This window comes from Serratia sp. CY47280, from assembly GCF_052168655.1.
GTDB lineage: Bacteria > Pseudomonadota > Gammaproteobacteria > Enterobacterales > Enterobacteriaceae > Serratia > Serratia bockelmannii.
On record NZ_JBJNMG010000001.1, the window covers coordinates 1873729 to 1892827 of the forward strand.

The 19099-nt window shown below is 59.2% G+C and carries 19 protein-coding genes and 1 pseudogene; 7 read left to right on the plus strand and 13 right to left on the minus strand.

The window, feature by feature from the left end:
- Positions 1-102: 102 nt before the first annotated feature.
- The 8 genes from cysM to ACJ8J4_RS09130 all read right to left on the minus strand — a co-directional run bounded on the left by cysM (position 103) and on the right by ACJ8J4_RS09130 (position 7373).
- Positions 103-984, minus strand: a complete 882-nt coding sequence (gene cysM / locus ACJ8J4_RS09095; protein ID WP_025303785.1) for a cysteine synthase CysM — start codon at positions 982-984, stop codon at positions 103-105.
- Between the two features lie 81 nt (positions 985-1065).
- Positions 1066-2154: a sulfate/thiosulfate ABC transporter ATP-binding protein CysA gene (gene cysA / locus ACJ8J4_RS09100; RefSeq protein ID WP_025303786.1), complete on the minus strand. Its 1089-nt coding sequence runs from the start codon at positions 2152-2154 to the stop codon at positions 1066-1068.
- The gene (cysW, locus tag ACJ8J4_RS09105) at positions 2144-3019 is read right to left on the minus strand and encodes a sulfate/thiosulfate ABC transporter permease CysW (RefSeq protein ID WP_025303787.1); all 876 of its coding nucleotides are present in this window, start codon (positions 3017-3019) and stop codon (positions 2144-2146) included. The genes cysA and cysW overlap by 11 nt, the downstream gene beginning before the upstream one ends.
- Positions 3019-3858 carry a sulfate/thiosulfate ABC transporter permease CysT gene (cysT, locus tag ACJ8J4_RS09110; protein WP_060447983.1) on the minus strand — a complete coding sequence of 280 codons (840 nt, stop codon included), beginning with the start codon at positions 3856-3858 and terminating at the stop codon, positions 3019-3021. The genes cysW and cysT overlap by 1 nt, the downstream gene beginning before the upstream one ends.
- Positions 3859-4881, minus strand: a complete 1023-nt coding sequence (locus ACJ8J4_RS09115) for a sulfate ABC transporter substrate-binding protein (protein WP_025303789.1) — start codon at positions 4879-4881, stop codon at positions 3859-3861.
- Positions 4882-5082: 201 nt separating this feature from the next.
- Positions 5083-5982: a Dyp-type peroxidase gene (locus ACJ8J4_RS09120; protein ID WP_004936493.1), complete on the minus strand. Its 900-nt coding sequence runs from the start codon at positions 5980-5982 to the stop codon at positions 5083-5085.
- A 182-nt stretch (positions 5983-6164) separates the two neighbouring features.
- Positions 6165-6752, minus strand: a complete 588-nt coding sequence (locus ACJ8J4_RS09125) for an RpoE-regulated lipoprotein (protein WP_004936494.1) — start codon at positions 6750-6752, stop codon at positions 6165-6167.
- A 156-nt stretch (positions 6753-6908) separates the two neighbouring features.
- Complete coding sequence (locus tag ACJ8J4_RS09130; protein ID WP_025303790.1) at positions 6909-7373, minus strand: DUF2919 domain-containing protein; 465 nt, start codon at positions 7371-7373, stop codon at positions 6909-6911.
- 175 nt (positions 7374-7548) lie between these two features.
- Here ACJ8J4_RS09130 and ACJ8J4_RS09135 point away from each other — a divergent pair, with 175 nt between their 5' ends.
- Complete coding sequence (locus tag ACJ8J4_RS09135; RefSeq protein WP_043140358.1) at positions 7549-7947, plus strand: YgiW/YdeI family stress tolerance OB fold protein; 399 nt, start codon at positions 7549-7551, stop codon at positions 7945-7947.
- Positions 7948-7989: 42 nt separating this feature from the next.
- On the opposite strand, the gene ACJ8J4_RS09140 is transcribed toward ACJ8J4_RS09135, so the two are convergent.
- The gene (locus ACJ8J4_RS09140; RefSeq protein ID WP_004936504.1) at positions 7990-8415 is read right to left on the minus strand and encodes a GNAT family acetyltransferase; all 426 of its coding nucleotides are present in this window, start codon (positions 8413-8415) and stop codon (positions 7990-7992) included.
- Positions 8416-8619: 204 nt separating this feature from the next.
- Here ACJ8J4_RS09140 and amiA point away from each other — a divergent pair, with 204 nt between their 5' ends.
- The 6 genes and pseudogenes from amiA to ACJ8J4_RS09170 all read left to right on the plus strand — a co-directional run bounded on the left by amiA (position 8620) and on the right by ACJ8J4_RS09170 (position 12530).
- Positions 8620-9501: an N-acetylmuramoyl-L-alanine amidase AmiA gene (amiA, locus tag ACJ8J4_RS09145; RefSeq protein WP_043140361.1), complete on the plus strand. Its 882-nt coding sequence runs from the start codon at positions 8620-8622 to the stop codon at positions 9499-9501.
- A 65-nt stretch (positions 9502-9566) separates the two neighbouring features.
- Positions 9567-10487, plus strand: a complete 921-nt coding sequence (gene hemF / locus ACJ8J4_RS09150; protein ID WP_264383676.1) for an oxygen-dependent coproporphyrinogen oxidase — start codon at positions 9567-9569, stop codon at positions 10485-10487.
- Positions 10487-10942 (plus strand): YaiI/YqxD family protein, encoded by a 456-nt coding sequence (locus ACJ8J4_RS09155; protein ID WP_025303794.1) that lies wholly within the window; start codon positions 10487-10489, stop codon positions 10940-10942. Before hemF ends, ACJ8J4_RS09155 begins: the two co-directional genes overlap by 1 nt.
- 359 nt (positions 10943-11301) lie before the next feature.
- The gene (locus ACJ8J4_RS09160) at positions 11302-11505 is read left to right on the plus strand and encodes a hypothetical protein (protein ID WP_072271550.1); all 204 of its coding nucleotides are present in this window, start codon (positions 11302-11304) and stop codon (positions 11503-11505) included.
- Positions 11506-11570: 65 nt separating this feature from the next.
- Positions 11571-11867 (plus strand): colicin Z C-terminal domain-related protein, encoded by a 297-nt coding sequence (locus ACJ8J4_RS09165; protein ID WP_072271551.1) that lies wholly within the window; start codon positions 11571-11573, stop codon positions 11865-11867.
- A gap of 333 nt (positions 11868-12200) precedes the next feature.
- Positions 12201-12530 (plus strand): annotated as a pseudogene (locus tag ACJ8J4_RS09170) (hypothetical protein).
- A 232-nt stretch (positions 12531-12762) separates the two neighbouring features.
- On the opposite strand, the gene ACJ8J4_RS09175 reads toward ACJ8J4_RS09170, so the two are convergent.
- The 4 genes from ACJ8J4_RS09175 to ACJ8J4_RS09190 form a co-directional block, all read right to left on the minus strand.
- Complete coding sequence (locus tag ACJ8J4_RS09175) at positions 12763-15024, minus strand: TonB-dependent receptor domain-containing protein (RefSeq protein ID WP_038629812.1); 2262 nt, start codon at positions 15022-15024, stop codon at positions 12763-12765.
- A gap of 121 nt (positions 15025-15145) precedes the next feature.
- Entirely contained in the window at positions 15146-17272 is a 2127-nt protein-coding gene (locus ACJ8J4_RS09180; RefSeq protein ID WP_197835679.1) for a S9 family peptidase, read from the minus strand.
- A 54-nt stretch (positions 17273-17326) separates the two neighbouring features.
- Positions 17327-18124 carry an energy transducer TonB family protein gene (locus ACJ8J4_RS09185; RefSeq protein WP_025303797.1) on the minus strand — a complete coding sequence of 266 codons (798 nt, stop codon included), beginning with the start codon at positions 18122-18124 and terminating at the stop codon, positions 17327-17329.
- 102 nt (positions 18125-18226) lie between these two features.
- Positions 18227-19066: a ChaN family lipoprotein gene (locus tag ACJ8J4_RS09190; RefSeq protein ID WP_025303798.1), complete on the minus strand. Its 840-nt coding sequence runs from the start codon at positions 19064-19066 to the stop codon at positions 18227-18229.
- Positions 19067-19099 lie beyond the last annotated feature (33 nt).

Below are 19099 nucleotides of genomic sequence, written 5' to 3' on the forward strand. Positions count from 1 at the left end.
GCGCACGAGCAAGCGGCAGCTACCACGCAAGCGGGGCTGCCGTCTGTCGAAAGGAAAGGGGGAAAGATTCTCCCGACGGAACACACCGCCGGGAAGGAGCGATCAGTCGAACACGCCGGTAGAGAGGTAACGGTCGCCGCGATCGCAGACGATCGCCACCACCACGCTGCCAGGGTGGGCCGCCGCGATGCGCAAGGCGCCGGCTACCGCACCGCCGGAGCTGACGCCGCAGAAAATGCCTTCACGCTGCGCCAACTGGCGCATGGTCTGCTCGGCATCGCCCTGTTCGATATCCAACACCTGATCCACCAGCTCCGGGCGGAAAATCCCCGGCAGGTAAGCAGGCGACCAACGGCGAATGCCGGGGATGCTGCTGCCCTCCGCCGGCTGCAGGCCGACGATCTGCACTTGCGGATTCTGGCTCTTCAGGTAACCGCCCACGCCGGTAATGGTGCCGGTGGTGCCCATGCTGGAAACGAAGTGTGTGATGCGCCCTTCGGTCTGGCGCCAGATCTCCGGGCCGGTGGTGGTGAAGTGGGCATAAGGATTGTCGAGATTGTTAAACTGATCCAGCACCTTGCCCTGCCCCTGGCGCTGCATCTCCAACGCCAGATCGCGCGCCCCTTCCATCCCCTGCTCACGGCTGACCAGGATCAGTTCCGCACCGTAGGCGCGCATCGCCGCCTGCCGTTCCAGGCTCATGTTCTCCGGCATCAGCAGCTTCAGCGTATAGCCTTTCAATGCAGCGATCATCGCCAGTGCAATGCCGGTGTTGCCGCTGGTAGCCTCGATCAGCACGTCGCCGGGCTTGATCTCCCCGCGCAGCTCCGCCTGCTGGATCATCGCCAACGCGGCGCGATCCTTCACCGATCCCGCCGGGTTATTGCCTTCCAATTTGACCCATACTTCGCTGCCCGCCTGGGCGGCCAGCCGTTGCAGTTTTACCAGCGGGGTATTCCCGATGCATTGTTCGAGCGTTGTCACGATCTTTGCCTGTGTGTTGGTGTGCGTAAAGTAAAAAGGCAACCCTGGGGTTGCCTTGAAAAAAAGGGCTGTTAAAACCTATCAGGCGCTTTTGGCTAACGCAACAGGTTGCAGCAGTTGATCGCCGGCATACAGCCGCGCATTGAGGCTGCCGACGTAATAACGGCCGCCGCGCACCGGCGTGGCGTTGCCTTCCGGCAGCACTATGCTTATCGGTTCCTGATGCCAGCCGATCGGCTGCACCGTCAGCTGCCAGAAATGGCCGCGCGGGCTGACTTCCAGCACCTGAACCGGCAGCGGGCAACGTTCGCTGCTTTCGGTCGCCACTTCCATTTCCCACGGGCGCAGGAACAGATCGACGCTGCCCTGGTGCATCGGCTGGAACGACAGCGGCCACTGATGCGCGCCGACGAACAGCTGGGAGCCGCGAATTTCGCCGTTCAGGCGGTTCACTTCCCCCATGAATTCCAGCACGAAGCGGCTGGCCGGCTCGCGCATAATCTCCTCCGGCGAGCCAACCTGTTCGATATTACCCTGGCTCATCACCACGATGCGGTCGGCCACTTCCATCGCCTCTTCCTGATCGTGGGTGACGAATACGCTGGTGAACTTCAGCTCTTCGTGCAGTTGGCGCAGCCAGCGACGCAGCTCTTTACGCACCTGCGCATCCAGCGCGCCAAACGGCTCGTCCAGCAGCAGAATTTGCGGTTCCACCGCCAGGGCGCGCGCCAGCGCCACGCGCTGTTTCTGGCCGCCGGACAGCTGCGACGGGTAGCGATTGGCCAAATGGCCAAGCTGCACCATGTCCAGCAACTGAGTGACTTTCTGTTTGATCGCCGCGGCGTTCGGCCGCTCGCGGCGTGGCAGCACGGTCAGGCCGAAGGCGATGTTGTCGAACACCGTCATGTGGCGGAACAGCGCATAGTGCTGAAACACGAAACCCACGCGCCTGTCGCGTGCATGCATGTGGCTGACGTCGGTGCCGTGGAAGCCCAGCTTGCCGCCGCTCTGGCTTTCCAGCCCGGCGATGATGCGCAGCAGCGTGGTCTTGCCGGAACCGGACGGCCCGAGCAGCGCCACCATCTCGCCGGAAGCAATATCGAGCGAGATATCGTTCAATACCTTGGTGCGGCCGAAGTACTTGTTGATGCCGTTAATCTCAATGCTCATGATTTTCCTCCCGCTCGAGACGTGCGTTTTGACGTTCCAGACGCCACTGCAGCGCACTCTTCAAAAATAGGGTAACGATCGCCATCAGGGTCAACAGCGCGGCAGCGGTAAAGGAACCGACGGTGTTGTAATCCTGCTGCAACAGCTCGACCTGCAGCGGCAGACTGTAGGTTTCGCCGCGAATCGAACCGGACACCACCGACACCGCGCCGAACTCGCCGATGGCGCGTGCGTTGGTCAGCACCACGCCATACAGCAGCGCCCAGCGAATGTTGGGCAGCGTCACGCGGCGGAACATCTGCCAGCCGGACGCCCCCAGCAGAATGGCGGCCTCGTCTTCCTGGCTGCCCTGGCTGAGCATCATCGGCACCAGCTCGCGCACCACGAAGGGACAGGTGACGAAAATAGTCACCAACACCATGCCCGGCCAGGAGAACATGATCTGGATGTTATGCGCATCCAGCCAGCCGCCCAGCAGGCCGTTGCTGCCGTAAAACAGCAGGTAAATCAGCCCCGCCACCACCGGTGAAACGGCGAACGGGATATCGATCAGCGTCAGCAGCAGCTGGCGGCCGGGGAAGGTGAAACGCGTCACCAGCCACGCCAGCAACGTGCCGAACACCAGGTTAAACGGCACGGTAATCAGCGCGATCAAGACCGTCAGCCAAATGGCGTGCAGCATGTCCGGATCGAGCAAGTTGCTCCACATCGCGCCGAATCCTTTGGAAAAGGCCTCGGCGAAAATCGACATCATCGGCACCACCAGCAGCAGCACCGAGAACAGCGTTCCGATGGCGATCAGCGTCCACTTGCCCCAGTTAACGCGTGGGCGCTCGGCGCCGTTGAAGGCGGAAACATCAGCCATCAGTGCCCTCCTCCCAAACGTCTGCCGAAGCGGCTTTGCAATACGTTAATGCTGAACAGCAGCAGCAGCGACGCCGCCAGGATCACCGAGGCGATGGCGCTGGCCGCCGGGTAATCGAACTCCTGCAAACGCACAAAAATCATCAGCGAGGTCACTTCCGTCTTCCAGGCGATGTTGCCGGCGATGAAAATCACCGCGCCGAACTCGCCCAGGCTACGGGTAAAGGAGATGGCGGTGCCGGCCAGCAGTGCCGGCGCCACCTCGGGCAGCACCACGCGGCGAAAACTCTGCCAGCGCGTGGCGCCCAGCGTCTCGGCCGCCTCTTCGTATTCCGGCCCCAGCTCTTCCAGCACCGGCTGCACGGTGCGCACCACAAACGGCAGGCTGGTGAACGCCATCGCTACCGCGATCCCGAGCCAGGTAAAGGTAACCTTGATGTCGAAGTGCGCCAGCCACTGACCGTACCAGCCGGTGGTAGAAAACAGCCCCGCCAGCGTCAGGCCGGCCACCGCCGTCGGCAGCGCGAACGGCAGGTCGATCAGGCCATCCAGCAGCGAACGGCCGGGAAAGCGGTAGCGCGTCAGGATCCAGGCCATCAGCATGCCGAACACCGCATTGAACAGGCTGGCGACAGCGGCCGCCAGCAGCGTCACTTTATACGCCGCCACCACCTGCGGGTTGGAAATCACTTCCCAATATTGCGCCAGGCTCATCTGCGCCAGCTGCATCACCAGCGCACTGAGCGGCAGCAGCAGGATCAAACAGGTATAAAACAGGCTGCTGCCGAGGCTGAGGCTAAATCCGGGCAGCACCCGCTTACTGGACGACAACGCCAACATTTACTTGCGCCCTGCCGCTAACAGCTGATCCAGCTCGCCGCCGGTGGCGAAATGGGTTTTCATCACCTGCGGCCAGCCGCCAAATTGATCTTCCACCCGGAACAGTTGGGTGTCCGGGAATTGCCCCTTGGCCGCCGCCATCGCTTTCTGGTCATACACGCGGTAGTAGAAGCTGGTGATCACCTGCTGCGCCGCCGGGCTGTAGAGATAGTTCAGATAGGCTTTGGCCGCCTGTTCGGTGCCGTTGCGCTCGACGTTTTTATCGACCCAGGCCACCGGGAACTCCGCCAGAATATCGACCGGCGGCACGATCACGTCGTACTTGTCTTCACCGTATTGCTTGCGGATGTTGTTCACTTCGGACTCGAAGCTGATCAGCACGTCGCCCAAACCGCGCTCGACGAAGGTGGTGGTCGCGCCGCGGCCGCCGGTATCGAACACCAGCACGTTCTTCAGGAAACGGGTCATGAAGGCGCGAGTCTTGGCCGCATCATTGCCGTCGGCCTGGCTGGCGGCGCCCCAGGCGGCCAGATAGGTGTAACGGCCGTTGCCGGAGGTTTTCGGGTTCGGGAACACCAGTTTCACGTCGTCACGCACCAGATCGTTCCAGGTGTGGATGCCCTTCGGGTTGTCCTTGCGCACCAGAAACGCCATGGTGGAATAGAACGGCGAGCTGTTGTTCGGCAGGCGCGACTGCCAGTCCGCCGGGATCAGCTGCCCGCGATCGTGCAGGATCTGTACGTCGGTGACCTGGTTGTAAGTCACCACGTCAGCACGCAGGCCCTGCAGGATCGCCAGCGCCTGCTTCGACGAGCCGGCGTGCGATTGTTTGATGGTCAGCTTGTCGTTCGGATGCTGTTGATTCCACTGCTGTTCAAAGCCGGGATTCAGCGCGACGAACAATTCACGGGAAACGTCATAAGAGCTGTTCAGCAATTCCGCCGCCGACGCGGCGCCGCTCGCCAACAGCGCAGCCGCCAGCCAACCTTTCAGCACGAGATTTTTAACCCGGTTTTGTTTCATTCTGCACCTTATCACTGAGTCATTCCTTCAGGCTTTCGCCTTATTGACGACCAGTGTATTTATAACTCGGTGCGGAGCTGTAACGCTTTTATATACCGTTTGGTGATTTACAAGCATCAAACGCTATAAGGCAGGGAATGCGAGGCGTTTTCGGGACGGAAAAACGGGCCGAAGCCGGGCGCACCGGCTTCGGCAACGGCGTCAAAGTGACAACAGGCGCGTCAGCGATGGCGCAAAGTAGTAGCTGCCGGTGACCGCACGGCTGAAACGCAGCATCGCGTCGCGTTTGCCGTCCAGATCGCCGAACATGCTTAGCAGCTGCTGCTCGATATTGTGCAGGCGCGCGCAATAGGCAATGAAGAACAGGCCGTGCTTGCCGCTGGCGGTGCCGTAAGGCAAGCTCTGGCGCAGAATTTTCAGGCCCTTGCCATTCTCTTTCAGATCGACGCGGCTGACATGGGAGGTATCCGGGCGCTGATCCGCAGGCAGTTCTTCGCTGTCGTGCTTGGTGCGGCCGATGATCTGCTCCTGCTGCTCGGTGGTAAAGCGCTGCCACTGGCGCAGGTTGTGCTCGTAACGTTGCACCAGCACGTAGCTGCCGCCTGCGTCCTCTTCGCCTTCGGCGATCGTCGCCACTGCCGGGCGCTGATCGCCCTGCGGGTTTTCGGTGCCGTCGATGAAGCCGCTCAGATCGCGCTCTTCCACCCAACGGAAACCGTGGGTTTCTTCTTCAATTTTGATGACGTTGCCGAACGCTGCCAGCGCGGCCTGCGCCAGCGTGAAGTTGACGTCGTGACGCAGCGACTGGATGTGGATCAGCATATCGCGTTGGGTGGCCGGCGCCAGCCCTTTGCCGAGCGGCGTGAACGGCTTCAGCTCTTTCGCCCCCTGGCCGCTGGAGAGATCGTGCCAAACGTCGTAGCCGAAAGCGATCACCGCGCCAAGGCGCGCATCGGGGAACTGCTGCTGCAGCTCGCTCAGCGTCTGACAAAACTGCTTGCAGCCCTGGCGCAAGTCGGCGAATTCGCCCTGTACGCTGGCTTCCATAAAAATGGCGAAACGGCAGTGCTCCAGCAAAATGCCGCTCTGAACCTGTGTCATGTTGTTATCCTCGATACCAGAATCCGGCAACAGGTAAGGTATGGCGGTTGACGCGCGGGTTCCCTGTTACAAACGCGCGCTATCATACCGCAAGCACGGGCGATTGCCTTGCAGCAGCGCAAAGAAAATAGGGGTAATGGCTTGAAAAGGCAGGCGCCGTGAACCGGCGCCCGTTGAACGCATTACTGCTGCGGCTTGGCGTGCCAGATGATTTTGCTGACCGTCCAACTTTTCAGGGTGTCGTCCGGCGGAATGATATCCTGCGCCCCGGCCCACTTGCCGCTGAAGATGTAGGTGACGTACTTGCTCTGCTCCGCCACGCACTCCACTTTACCGGCGTCTTCGCCGCTGCCCGGTTTACAGGAGCCGAACGCCTTGCTGTACATGTCGCCGAACGGCGTGCCGAGCTTGTTGCCCCACTCCGTCGCCACTTTCGGATCCAGCACGTCCACCCGCTGCAGGCGCCCCTTCGGTTCGCCGGTGATCACCAGCTTCACCTCGTCGCCGGACAGCGCCTGGTAGTAAGAGACGATCTGGCCGTTGTTGGTCGCCATGCCGCCGCGCAGACGGTAGTTGCCGTCCAGCCCGTCGTTGATGGCGCTTTCCGACATCGGCGTGCCGGCGTTGAGCTTGCCGACGCCCTTGGCGCCGACCTCCAGGCTGCTGCCGAACCAGTTGAACGGCGACAGGCTGGACCAGGAGAAATTGGACATGCTCGAACAGCCGGTCAATAACAGCGGAAGCCCTAACAGCAGGGGGCGAATATTCATCTCTAGCTCCTTAAACATCAATGGCACGGGGCGGTAACCCGCCCCTGCCGCACTCGGCGTTTTGCTGCGTGCCAGCCTCTCACAACGGCCCGCACTACGCCAACGGTTGCCAGCTTGGAGTGCGGAAAATGCGAAAAGTGCCGCACTTCTCGGCAATTAGTCGGCGTGCTCCGCCGGCGCGAAACAGGCTTTCAGACGCGCATTCAACAGCAGATAGCTCAGCGCGAGCGCATCGAGCAGCGCCAGCGTCAGTTCCAGCCCCGGCGCATCGCCGTCCTGGCGCCACAGGCTGAACAACGCGCCGCAGAGCGACGCCAGCACGGAGATAACCAGCCCCCAGCGCCAGCCGCGCCACAGCCGCGGCCATTGATGGCGACGGCCGCTCAGCAAAAACGCCAGCGCTGCCGGCAAGCCGAGCAACATGCCGTACCAAAAACGTTGGGTATCCGGATAAAACAGCGCCAGCAAGCTTTCGCCCTGTTCACGCGAAACGCCGGCCATCACGAACAGCAGCCAGGTGCGCGCCTGCAGAATCAGCACGGCCCAAAATCCCAGCGGCAGTCGCAGCGCGCCGTGCTGGTCGTAATCGTCCGGGGAAAACCGGGGTGAGAATGGCTTCAACGATCGTTCCTTGCCAACAGAATAAAGACTATGGCTACAGATGGGCGCCGGCGATGGGAATTTCAATATGTCGGCTTAAGAAGCTCTTAAGATCGGCGTGTTTTAATGCTTATCACTAAGCAAGCAACCCGATATCAGCGGGATGTGATTTTCGATAACAATAAGGAAGCGCAACATGAAAAAACTGACTCTGGCCGCTCTGATCGCGCTGTGCAGCGCACCGGTACTGGCGCAACAAGGCGGGTTCCTCGATCCGGCCGCGCCGCAGGCCCAAACGCAAACCACCGCACAAGGTGGTTTCGCCGGCCCCAGCGCAGCGCTGACCACCGTGGACAAGGTGAAATCGCTGAGCGACGACACCTGGGTGATGCTGCAGGGCAACATCGAGCAGCGCATCGGCGACGAAACCTATACTTTCCGCGACGCCACCGGCACCCTGACGGTCGATATCGACCGCAAACGCTGGAACGGCCAAACCGTTACGCCAAAAGACAAGGTGCAGTTGGAAGGCAAAGTGGATAAAGACTGGAACAGCGTCGAAGTGGACGTGAAAACCGTCAAAAAGCTGCCGTAATGCACTGCGTCGGGCGGTGCAACACCGCCGCCCGACGCGCGATCAATATTCCTGATCTTCGATCAGCCGCTTGCCCAGGCTGGTGATGCCCTGGATCTCGTAGCCGAGCTTCTCGTACATCTCGACCACCGTGTCGTTGTCTTCGCGCACCATAATCTGGATCTTCGGGCAGCCGCGGGCGATCAGCTTCTTCTCCAGACGATTGATCAACGCATTGGCGATGCCACGCCCGCGATAGTCGGGGTGCACCCCGAGGTAATACGCCGAGCCGCGGTGGCCGTCATAGCCGCCCATCACCGAGCCGACCACTTCGCCGCCGACTTCCGCCACCAGGAACAGCTCAGGATCGTGGTTCAGCTTGCGCTCGATGTCCATTTCCGGATCGTTCCAGGGCCGCAGCAGATCGCAGCGCTCCCACAGGGTAATGACTTCTTCAAAGTCGTCTTGTCGAAATACGCGAATTTCCATCGATGTTGGCCGCTGTTAATTAAGGTGTTTATCTGATTATCGCGTGATTATTCACTTACGCAATATCAAACTGCGATTTACCGCGCTATTTACCCGGAAATCGCCGGTAACAGGCGTAATAAATGGAAATAGTTATCGGGTCGATTAATGATTATCAATACGATATAACGTCGCAAAATAGAAACGTCGATGGAGCGTTGCGTAATGAAAAAGCAGGGTAAACAATTCCTCAATTTTAAGCCGCTTGCCGTTTCCCCGACGCGACGCCAACTTTTGCTTTCCGGCCTGGCGGTCGCGCTGTTCGGCGTGAAAAGCCACAGCGCCAAGGCGGAAGGCATGCTGCGCAATCAGCACAGCAAACCGGCGGCGAAACCGGCCGGCGGCAAAAAGCGGGTGATGATCGATCCTGGCCACGGCGGCATTGACTCGGGCGCGGTCGGCCACGAAGGTTCGCAGGAAAAACACATCGTGCTGGAAATCGCCAACCACGTGCGCCGTTTTCTGCATGAGCATGACCACGTCGAGGCGCGCCTGACGCGCGAAGAAGACGAGTTCATTCCGCTGTTCCAGCGGGTGGAGATCGCCCACCAGCACCAGGCCGATCTGTTCATTTCGATTCACGCCGACGGTTTTACCAGCCCGTCGGCCTCCGGCGCTTCGGTGTTCGCCCTCTCCAACCGCGGCGCCAGCAGCGCCATGGCGCGCTACCTGTCCAACCGTGAAAACGCCGCCGACGACGTGGCGGGCGGCAAGTACAAGGATCAGGACAACTACCTGCAGCAGGTGCTGTTCGATCTGGTGCAAACCGACACCATCAACAACAGCCTGACGCTCGGCCGCCACGTGCTCGGCCAAATTCGCCCGGTGCACCATCTGCACAGCGACAGCACCGAACAGGCGGCGTTCGCGGTGTTGAAATCCCCGTCCATTCCCTCGGTGCTGGTGGAAACCTCGTTCATCACCAACCCGAACGAAGAGCGGCTGCTGGGCACCACCGCGTTTCGCGAGAAAATCGCCCGCGCCATCGCGGACGGCATCGTCAACTTCTTCGACTACTTCGACGCCCACCAGCGCAAACCCCGCTGATGCCGCGGGCGGCGAATAAGAGTATACTCAGCGCCTTGTTCAGCCAGACGCTATAAAGACCCCGCATGAGTTTACCTAACATCGCTGAAGTAAAATCCTTCCTGCTGGCGCTGCAGGATCATATCTGCGCGCAGCTCGCCCAGGCCGACGGCGGCGCCGTGTTCACCGAAGACCAATGGACGCGTGAAGAAGGCGGCGGTGGCAGCAGCCGCGTGCTGACCAACGGCGCGGTGTTCGAACAGGCGGGGGTTAACTTCTCGCACGTCTCCGGCGCCACCCTGCCGGCCTCGGCGACCGCGCACCGTCCGGAACTGGCCGGGCGCAGCTTCCAGGCGATGGGCGTCTCATTGGTTATCCATCCGCTCAGCCCTTACGTGCCCACCAGCCACGCCAACGTGCGTTTCTTCATCGCCGAAAAACCGGGCGAAGCGCCGGTGTGGTGGTTCGGCGGCGGCTTTGATCTGACGCCGTTCTACGGCTTCGAAGAGGATGCCGTGCACTGGCACCGCACCGCGGCCGATCTGTGCGCGCCGTTCGGCGACGAGGTCTACCCGAAATATAAACAGTGGTGCGACGATTACTTCTTCATCAAGCACCGCAACGAAGCACGCGGCATCGGCGGCCTGTTCTACGACGATCTGAACACCCCGGACTTCGACCACTGCTTCGCCTTCACCCGCGCGGTGGGCCAGGGCTTCCTCGACGCCTACCTGCCGATCGTCGAAAAACGTAAGGCCTTGACCTGGGGCGAGCGCGAGCGCCAGTTCCAGCTGTACCGCCGCGGCCGCTACGTGGAGTTCAACCTGGTGTGGGATCGCGGCACGCTGTTCGGGCTGCAAACCGGCGGGCGCACTGAGTCCATTCTGATGTCGATGCCGCCGCTGGTGCGTTGGGAGTATAACTACCAGCCGGAAGGCGACAGCCCGGAAGCGGCGCTGGAGCGCGATTTCCTGCCGGTGCGCGACTGGCTGCAGGAGGCGAAATGATGCAGGTTTGGGTCGATGCAGACGCCTGTCCGAACGTAATCAAAGAGGTACTGTTCCGCGCCGCCGATCGTACCGCCATCACCGTGACGCTGGTGGCGAACCAACCGCTGCGCACGCCGCCGTCGAAGTACATCCGTTCGCTGCAGGTGGCGGCCGGCTTCGACGTGGCCGACAACGAGATCGTGCGCCGCTGCGAAGCGGGCGATCTGGTGATCACCGCCGACATTCCGCTGGCGGCGGAGGTGATAGAGAAAGGCGCGGTGGCGCTGAACCCGCGCGGCGAACGCTATACGCCGGACACCATTCGCGAGCGCCTCAACATGCGCGATTTTATGGATACCCTGCGCGCCAGCGGCATTCAGACCGGCGGCCCGAACGCCCTGAACCAGCGCGACCGCCAGCAGTTCGCCAACGAGCTGGACAAATGGCTGCTGCAGGCGAAACGGGCGCAATGAGAGTCTCCCCAAGAATAGGCGCTTTACTTTAAAACTTACTGCGCCTCAATCTTTATACTACGCAATCCAACGTAACATATTTCACGGCAAAGGATGAGGTTACCGCATCGTTCAAATAGCAATGGTCCATTTCGCCTTCTTTCCCTACATCCCACAGTAACGCCCACGACTCACCATCAGGACACTTTATTACCCGAAAGTTTTGTCTCCTCAACCACACAAATGAGAATAGCTCTCAACAATTGACACATCAAAGCCCAACCGATAGAGTCAAATCACTGTGTAAATAACCATGTTTATATACACAGCCATTGAATGAAGTTTCTTTTACAGTTCTATTTCGGAAATAAGAGGTTTATATGAACAATGAAACATTGGTTTCTAAACACTATTTTATGTTTATCCTAAAAAACAATAATGGTAGTGACATCAGTTGCGTTTCAGAAGTTATCGCAACTAAAGAACAAGCCCTAAGCTATTTTTCATCCGCTGTAGAAGGATTAAATATTGAGATTATAGAAATATCAAATGAGGACAACTGGAAAGAAGAACATAACCATTGAAATAAATAACATTTTTTTAAATCATAAAATTATATTCTATCGATAAAAGTCAAACAGGAGAATTTATGAGCTCAATCGTTATCTGGGCACCACCAATGTTTTGGGGGCCTTGGATGAAACTAGGTGGCCACACTGGCGAAATCACATATAATGTAAACTTTGATACGGTTTCCAATGCCCCCTCGGCCTGTGTTATTCGTGTTAAATGGGCTAAGTTGGGTCCTAGAATCACTGAGATTTTAGGCCCACCAGGAAGTGCGACGATTACATGCTATGGAACAGGAACAGATATGGTTCAAGCAAAGAGTTTCTCTTTAGGGCAAATGCTCAGGGTTGACTCTGGTTTGCCAAAACAATTTTAATTTATTAATGAAACCCATCGGGGCTCTATAATCCCCGATGGGTTTTTATTATAATTAATTTTATAACTTATTTTTACATACGTATTCATTTCACTGATGGTGTGATCCGCAGGTAGTCTGCGGTGTTCGCATCGACTTGTACGCCTAGCTCCGCCAGCATCAGCACCGCCGGCTATGCATTCCATTGAAAAAGCATTGCGGGTATAACCAATAGCCATTCAGATATTTAGGTGCCTATATGGTTAGATTATTATGCAACCATCGGCACCCGCTGCTGAACAATTCAAACGCAGCATGAAGGCCCGGCACCTGGCGATGCTGTCGCTGGGCGACATGATCAGTATCGGACTGTTTTTCAACACCGGCCACATCATTTCCACCATCGGCACGCTGCCTATCCTGATGACCATGATGGCGGTGAACTTCGCCTTCTCCGGCACGGAGCTGATCGGCATCGTCGCCTGTGAAACCGAGAATCCGGAAAAAGTCGTGCGCTGGCGAGCCGCACCACGATGATCCGCCTGATGCTGTTCTACAGTCTTCGTGCAGGTATTTGAACACATCGGCGTGCCTTACGCCGCCGATATCTTCAACTTCGTGATCCTGACCAACATCCTGTCGGCGACCAACTCCGGCCAGTATTCTTCTGGGCGCATGCTGTAGCCGCTGGTCCACCAGCGCCACCTGCCAGCCTACTTTGCGCGCGCCACCGTGCGCGGCATTCCGAGCAACGCCCTAACCTTCAGCATAAGAGACGAATAATCTTCTGCTCAACCTCGTCGGACTGCGTGATCTGGTACTTCTTCACCAGTTGAGGTTCGAAGGCCCCATTACGACTCTCACATCGTCCAACTTATGGGGTGCAGTTCATGACTGCACCCTTCTCCGCTGCGGTTTAGAAGCGCACCTCCCCGCCGAAGATATAGGTGCGTCCACGGGCAGTGTTGGCGGCCGTCGCGTCATCCCCTTGGATCGGCAACATATTCAGTTTGTTCAACGCCTCGGAATAGCTCTTGTTCATCACGTTTTGCACGCTGAATTTCAGCATGACGTTGCGGTTGATCTGATAAGTGCTGTACAGGTCGATAACGGTAGGAATATTCGGCATTTCCTGCTTGAGGATTTCACCGGTCGATTCACTCTGCTCATAATCCGGCGACAGGCGACGCGTCTTGCCCGTATATTTCACGATGCTGCCGACGGTTAGCGATTCATCAAGAAAACGCACCCCGGTATCCAACGTAAAGTACATGTCCGGCAGTTCATTGATATCCCCGGCGCCGAAATAGGTGCTAGCGATGGAGGTCGGCTGCTCGGTGTGCTGTTTGCTGAAAGAGACGCGCGCGAAGGCTCGGCCGGCATCATAGTTGGCTTCAACCTCAACACCATGCATACGCACCGGCGTCAGAGAGTTGACGTAGATATACATATTGTCCGAGTAATCTTCGCTCGCATCGGCCCAATCGTTTTCCAGATTTTCGCGATAGCTGCATTTCCGTCCATTGCGGCACACCATGTAAGATTCACTGAAGATGTAATTGCGCACTTTACTGGTATAGCCCACGACCTTGAGGCGTAAAGAGTCTTCCTTCACCAGCAGATCGTGTCCGTTGGCGTTGAAGCCGGCCTGCCAGGTTTCCGCTCGTTCACCTTTGAGGAACGGGTTCATCGATGCGCCACCCGAGTTGGAATAGAACACTTCTTGAATGTTCGGCGCACGCATCGACTTGCTGTAGCTGACGAATGGCTGCAACCACGGCGTCACCTGTGCCGATAGCATTACCGAAGGATTGAACCCTTGCTCTTTCAAATTGATGCTAGCGGCCCCTTGCGGGAAGCACTCCACGCGATAATCGCATTCAGGCTTGTAACCGGTCAGCTTGTTGCTGGTGTAGTTCAGGTTGAGATCGAGCTGATAGATATCCCGGTTAAGCTGCAGGCCGGTATATAAACTGCCGATTCGCTGCTCGCCGGATGGCGCAAAGGTATTATTTTCTATTGCTTCCTGCGCCGTCTGCGAATTCTCTATAGCCGATTCTACATGCTTGCGGTATTGGTTGCGCATCAGTTTGCCGCCATAGCTGAAGGCTACATCGGTATCCAGCAGGCTGAATCGGCTGGTGTTATTGATATCCAGCGCATCGGAGCGGTTTTCCGCGTTGGTGTTAAAGAAGGTGAACAGCGAACCGCCGTCGTATTTTTGATTGCCTTTACTGGTGCTGACGGTGAGGTTTAAATCCACCAGCTCCGAAAACGGCGCATAGTGATATTTGAGGTAGAGGTCATGGCTATCGATATCGCGCCGAGAAAAGCGGTTTTGGTAGTTTCTGGCGGAAAACTCAATGCTATTGAACTCGTTCGGTTTGATATCCAGTTTGAACAGCTGTGACTTGGGATTTTGCTTCATAAATTCATCGTACCCAAAATCTTCGCTGCTGATACCGTCGCCATTGTTGAAGTTCGAGTAAATGGAGCTCCCACTGACCGCGGCCATCGCGCCAATGCTGCCGGTATCGGTAAACGCCTGCCCCTTACCGGCGACGGCGATCATGCCGCTGCGGCCAATGCCGTTGCTGCCGACCGAGAATTTGGTTCTCACCCCGAAAGGATTGCCAGAAAAGATCACATCATCGACACCGATTGTGCGGAAGTTAGCACTGCCTGCCAACGCATTTACGCCGCTGCCGCCACTGTTCTCACCGCGCGCCACGTCCACTCCGACGATAAAATTGGGATCTATCAAGACCCCCGCCTGGTTATTGGTCGAACCATGTGACATCACACCAGACGTGGAAGTACCGTAATAGTTCTGGGTAATGCCGTCGACCATGGTATTGACCCGGCCGAAACCGCTCAGGCCGCGAATATTGACGCTGACGGCCCCCTGACTGGGATCGATCTGGGTATAGGTGCCCGGCATGCTGCGCAGAATGCTGTCCACCGACTCCAGATTCTTGTTTTCGTCGCGCGAGCTGAACGCGCCCGGCCGGGCCAACGCCTCTTTTTCGCTGCTTTTGCCGCTGTCGGCGGCCGAGACGTTGAGCGGGCTGAACGCCACGCTGCCTTTATTATTTTCCGCCTGTTCCTGCGCGGCCGCAGCCTGCCCGTACAGCGCCAGTCCCGCGCCGATCAGGCTCGCTATCATTTTGATTTTCATATATCCCCAGAAATAGCCAATAAGGTTTGATGGCCGACAATGCCCAGCAAAAAGCCCGCCGAAAGCGCGGTAAAAGGTTGTTATTGTTTTATTGCGCCGCAGCGTGCTGCGGCGCTGAAGGTTATTTCTGCGCCTGCCGGTCCGCCGCCAGAATAAAGGCGTACTCCAGCGCGCCGTTTTCCAGCCGCGCCAGGCGGCCCGATTTGCCACCGTGGCCGGCGGTCATGTCGGTGGAAAGCAGCAGCAGCGAATCGCCCTGTTTGAAACGCCGCAGCTTCGCCACCCATTTGGCCGGTTCCCAATACTGCACCTGCGAATCGTATAAACCGCTGGTGACCAGCAGGTTCGGGTAACGCTGTTTGCGCACATTGTCATACGGGCTGTAGGACTTCATCAGCGCATAGGCGGCCGGCTGGTGCGGGTTGCCCCACTCCTCGTATTCGCCGGTAGTCAGCGGAATGCTGTCGTCCAGCATGGTGGTCACCACGTCGACGAACGGCACCTGCGCCACCACCGCGTTGTACAGCTGCGGCGCCTGATTGATCACCGCCCCCATCAGCAATCCGCCGGCGCTGCCGCCCATGGCGTAGATGCGCCCCGGTTGGCCGTAGCCGTCTTTGATCAGCGCCTGGGTAGCATCGATGAAGTCGTTGAAACTGTTCGGTTTGTGCGTCAGCTTGCCCTGTTTGTACCAGCTCTGCCCCAGCTCGCCGCCGCCGCGCACGTGGATCAGCGCATAGACGAAGCCGCGATCCAGCAGGCTGATGCGGTTGGCGCTGAACGCCGGATCCATGCTCATGCCGTAAGCGCCATAGCCGTACACCAGCAGCGGGTTATGCCCGTTTTTGAACAGCGATGTGCGGTACACCAGCGAGACCGGCACCTTCACGCCGTCGCGCGCCGTGACCCAGATGCGCTCGCTGTGATACAAGCTCGGATCGACGCCTTTCACCTCCTGCTGCTTCAGCAAGGTGCGCTCGCCCTTGTTCAGATCCCACTCATAGGTGCGGGTCGGCGTGGTCATCGCCGAATAGCCGTAGCGCAAGCGATCGCTGTCCGGCTCGGGGTTATAGCCCAGCCAGGCCATGTAGCTGGCGTCGTCGAACGGGATGGCGCGCTCGGTTTTGCCGTCCCAGCTGATTTGCCGCAGCTGCACCAGCCCGTTGGCACGCTCCTGCACCACCAGCCAGTCGCGGAACAGGCTGAAGCTCTCCACCTCGTGCTGCGCCTGCGGCGCGATCAGCGTCTGCCAGGGTTTACCCGCCGCCGCCGTGTGGTACAGGCCGAAGTTCGGGTCCTGATGGTTAGAGCGCAGGTAGAACTCGCCGCGGTAGTGATCGAGATAATACTCGCGGCCGTTCTGCCGGGCGGCGAACAGCTGCGGCTCGCGCTGCGGCTGGTTGGCGTCGATCAGGCGCACCTCAGAGGTGGTGTTGCCGCTGATGGTCAGAATCAGGTAATCGCGCGAGGACGAGCGGCCGAGGCTGAGGTAGAACGCCGGGTCGTTTTCCTGGTACACCAGCTTATCTTCCGCTGTCGGCGTGCCGTACTGATGGCGATAAACCTGGTATGGCAACAGCGTTTGCGGGTGGTTGCGCACGTAGAACAGGGTTTGGTTATCGTTGGCCCACACCATATTGCCGGAGGTGTTTTCCAGCGTTTCCGGCGACCAACGCTCACTGTCTATCTCGCGCAGGGAGATGCGGTATTGGCGACGGCCCTGCAGATCTTCGGCTACCGCCAGGCGGCGGTTGTCCAGGCTGACGTCCATCGCCCCCAGGCGGTAATAGGCGTGGCCGGCCGCGCGCTGATTGGCGTCCAGCAAGGTTTGCCACGGCGCGTCGGCAGTGAGCGCCTGGCGCTGATACAGTGCGAAATCTTTACCGGCGGCGTAGCTTTCCTGGTAGCGATAGCCGTTGAGCTGATACGGCACCGAACGATCGTCAGGGTTCATGCGGCCCAGCATCTCCTTATACAGCGTGGCGCGCAGCTTCTGGTACGGCGCCATCATCTGCTCGGTATAACGGTTCTCCGCCTTCAGGTAGTCCAGCACCTTCGGTTCTTTTCGGCTGTCGTCGCGCAGCCAGTAGTAATCGTCGGTGCGCGTCTCGCCATGCGCCGTCAGCGCTTTCGGCGCGCGCTCCGCCAACGGCGGCTGCGGTTGCGCCAGCGCGGCGCCGGCGAGGCCTAAAGAAAGCCAGAGCGCGGCCGCGATGCGACGGCGCGGGGTGAATAACAGCGGATTCATAATCCCTCACGAAGTTTGAAGAGGCGCACGACGGCGATGCGGCGCCTGCGGGCATTAACGGCGGGCATTCAGCTCCGCCAGATTGAAATCGATCGGCATCGTCACCTTGACGGCCCCCTGTTGCAGCATCTCCGGCGGCGGCGGCGGCAACGGCTGGGCGCGCGACACCACCGCCACCGCTTCCCGATCTAGCGACGCGGTGCCGGAACGCACCTGCAGCATGACGTTCGAGACCCGTCCCTGCGCGTCAACGCTGAAACTGACCTGCGGCATGCCGCTGCGCCGCCGGCTGCGGGCATCCAAAGGGTAATCCTTGATGCGGTTCAGTTTGCCTTTCACCAGGCTCTCCCACGACAGTTTGGCCTGCGCATTGCTGTTGGCGTCGCTGTTGATCGGGGCGGCGGTCTGGTGGGAGATCGTCTGCGCCTGCGGCGCGGCGGCGCTGGACGCGGCGGCATTGCGCGTCTCTTTGGCCTGTTCCTGCGGCTTCGGCTGCGCTTTTTGCGGGGGACGGTGTTCGGCGCGCTTCTTCTGCGCCGTCACGATTTTTGCTTTATCGGCGCGCGCCAGCTTGGGCAGATCCGGCTGTTGCTGCTGCTCCGCGGGCTGCGCCGCGGCGGATTCCGCCTGCTGCACGCCCAGCGGCAGCGGCTTGCTTTCCGGCGCTTCAATCTGCGCCGCCCAGCTCATCATCACCGCCGGCGGCGGCAACACCACCGGCTCCAGCGCCGTCTGCGGCCAGTAAAACAGCAGCACCAACGCCGCGTGCGCCGCCAGGGCGAGCAGCAGGCCGCGCGCCCAGCGCGGCTGCGGCAGTTCAAAGGCCGGGAGGGAGTAAGACTGACTTAACATAGGGGCATTAGCTTGCTTAATTGCGAATGATTGCAGATCACATTTACTAATGATAATCATTTGCAACTATAATTAACACCCCTTTTCACTCTCTTAACGTATTCATTTCACTGATGGTGTGATCCACAGGTAGTCTGCGGTGTTCGCATCGACCTGTACGCCCGGTTCCGCCAGCATCAGCACCGTCGGCACCGCCGCCGGTTGCAGATCCCGCACGTGCAGCGGCACGCCCACCGATTTGGCGGCGTGATAGCCACCGGCGATCAACAACGCGGGCGTCGGTGCCGCCAGCAGACGTTCCGCCATGCGCCGATCGCGCTGCTGCTGGATCGCCAGCATCGCGTGCAGTTGGTCGGCCTCAATCTTACCGCCGTGCGAAGTGCGGATGGTCTCTTCCAGCGCCTTGCGCACCGCCGGCTGCGCCGATAGCTGCCCCGCCGGGAACTGCGGCTGCTGATAGAACGCCGTAATCTCGCTGCGATCCAGGTTGGCCGACCACAGCGGGTAAGGCGCACGCATCGCCGCCATCGTCACCCCGCCATACAGCTCCCACTTCCAGCCCGGCTGCCAGGCGATCAGTTCCGCTACGCGGCCGTCACGCACCGTGGGATCGCTCTGCAGCCACTGTTTGACCTTGTCGACCTGCGCCTGCTGGTTCGGGTTGATCATCTCCATCAGCACGCTGCCCTGCGGCCGCCGTTGCGGCAGCTGCTGCACCAGCCATTGCTCAATCTGATGGTGGTAAGGATTGTCATGCTTCTCCCCCAGGATCACCCGCGGCTGCTGCGCCAATCGCGTCAACAGCTGCTCCGGCGTCAGGGTCGCGCCGCTGTGCAGATCGGTGATGCTACCCAGACTCACGACGTCGCTGGCCGGCGTCTTAACCGGCGTTTGGCTGCAGGCGCCAAGCGCCAACGCCGCCAATAAAATCAGATATCTCATCATGTTGCCCCATTATCGAAAATGGCGACATTA

Bases quoted from the DNA above. Each gene is read 5' to 3' on its own strand.
- ACJ8J4_RS09180 (WP_197835679.1), bottom strand. From the start codon at position 17,272: ATGAATCCGCTGTTATTCACCCCGCGCCGTCGCATCGCGGCCGCGCTC.
- ACJ8J4_RS09175 (WP_038629812.1), bottom strand. From the start codon at position 15,024: ATGAAAATCAAAATGATAGCGAGCCTGATCGGCGCGGGACTGGCGCTG.
- ACJ8J4_RS09155 (WP_025303794.1), top strand. From the start codon at position 10,487: ATGCAGGTTTGGGTCGATGCAGACGCCTGTCCGAACGTAATCAAAGAG.
- cysA (WP_025303786.1), bottom strand. From the start codon at position 2,154: ATGAGCATTGAGATTAACGGCATCAACAAGTACTTCGGCCGCACCAAG.
- cysW (WP_025303787.1), bottom strand. From the start codon at position 3,019: ATGGCTGATGTTTCCGCCTTCAACGGCGCCGAGCGCCCACGCGTTAAC.
- ACJ8J4_RS09190 (WP_025303798.1), bottom strand. From the start codon at position 19,066: ATGAGATATCTGATTTTATTGGCGGCGTTGGCGCTTGGCGCCTGCAGC.
- cysT (WP_060447983.1), bottom strand. From the start codon at position 3,858: ATGTTGGCGTTGTCGTCCAGTAAGCGGGTGCTGCCCGGATTTAGCCTC.
- hemF (WP_264383676.1), top strand. From the start codon at position 9,567: ATGAGTTTACCTAACATCGCTGAAGTAAAATCCTTCCTGCTGGCGCTG.
- ACJ8J4_RS09185 (WP_025303797.1), bottom strand. From the start codon at position 18,124: ATGTTAAGTCAGTCTTACTCCCTCCCGGCCTTTGAACTGCCGCAGCCG.
- ACJ8J4_RS09135 (WP_043140358.1), top strand. From the start codon at position 7,549: ATGAAAAAACTGACTCTGGCCGCTCTGATCGCGCTGTGCAGCGCACCG.
- amiA (WP_043140361.1), top strand. From the start codon at position 8,620: ATGAAAAAGCAGGGTAAACAATTCCTCAATTTTAAGCCGCTTGCCGTT.
- ACJ8J4_RS09125 (WP_004936494.1), bottom strand. From the start codon at position 6,752: ATGAATATTCGCCCCCTGCTGTTAGGGCTTCCGCTGTTATTGACCGGC.
- ACJ8J4_RS09120 (WP_004936493.1), bottom strand. From the start codon at position 5,982: ATGACACAGGTTCAGAGCGGCATTTTGCTGGAGCACTGCCGTTTCGCC.
- ACJ8J4_RS09115 (WP_025303789.1), bottom strand. From the start codon at position 4,881: ATGAAACAAAACCGGGTTAAAAATCTCGTGCTGAAAGGTTGGCTGGCG.
- ACJ8J4_RS09140 (WP_004936504.1), bottom strand. From the start codon at position 8,415: ATGGAAATTCGCGTATTTCGACAAGACGACTTTGAAGAAGTCATTACC.
- ACJ8J4_RS09160 (WP_072271550.1), top strand. From the start codon at position 11,302: ATGAACAATGAAACATTGGTTTCTAAACACTATTTTATGTTTATCCTA.
- ACJ8J4_RS09165 (WP_072271551.1), top strand. From the start codon at position 11,571: ATGAGCTCAATCGTTATCTGGGCACCACCAATGTTTTGGGGGCCTTGG.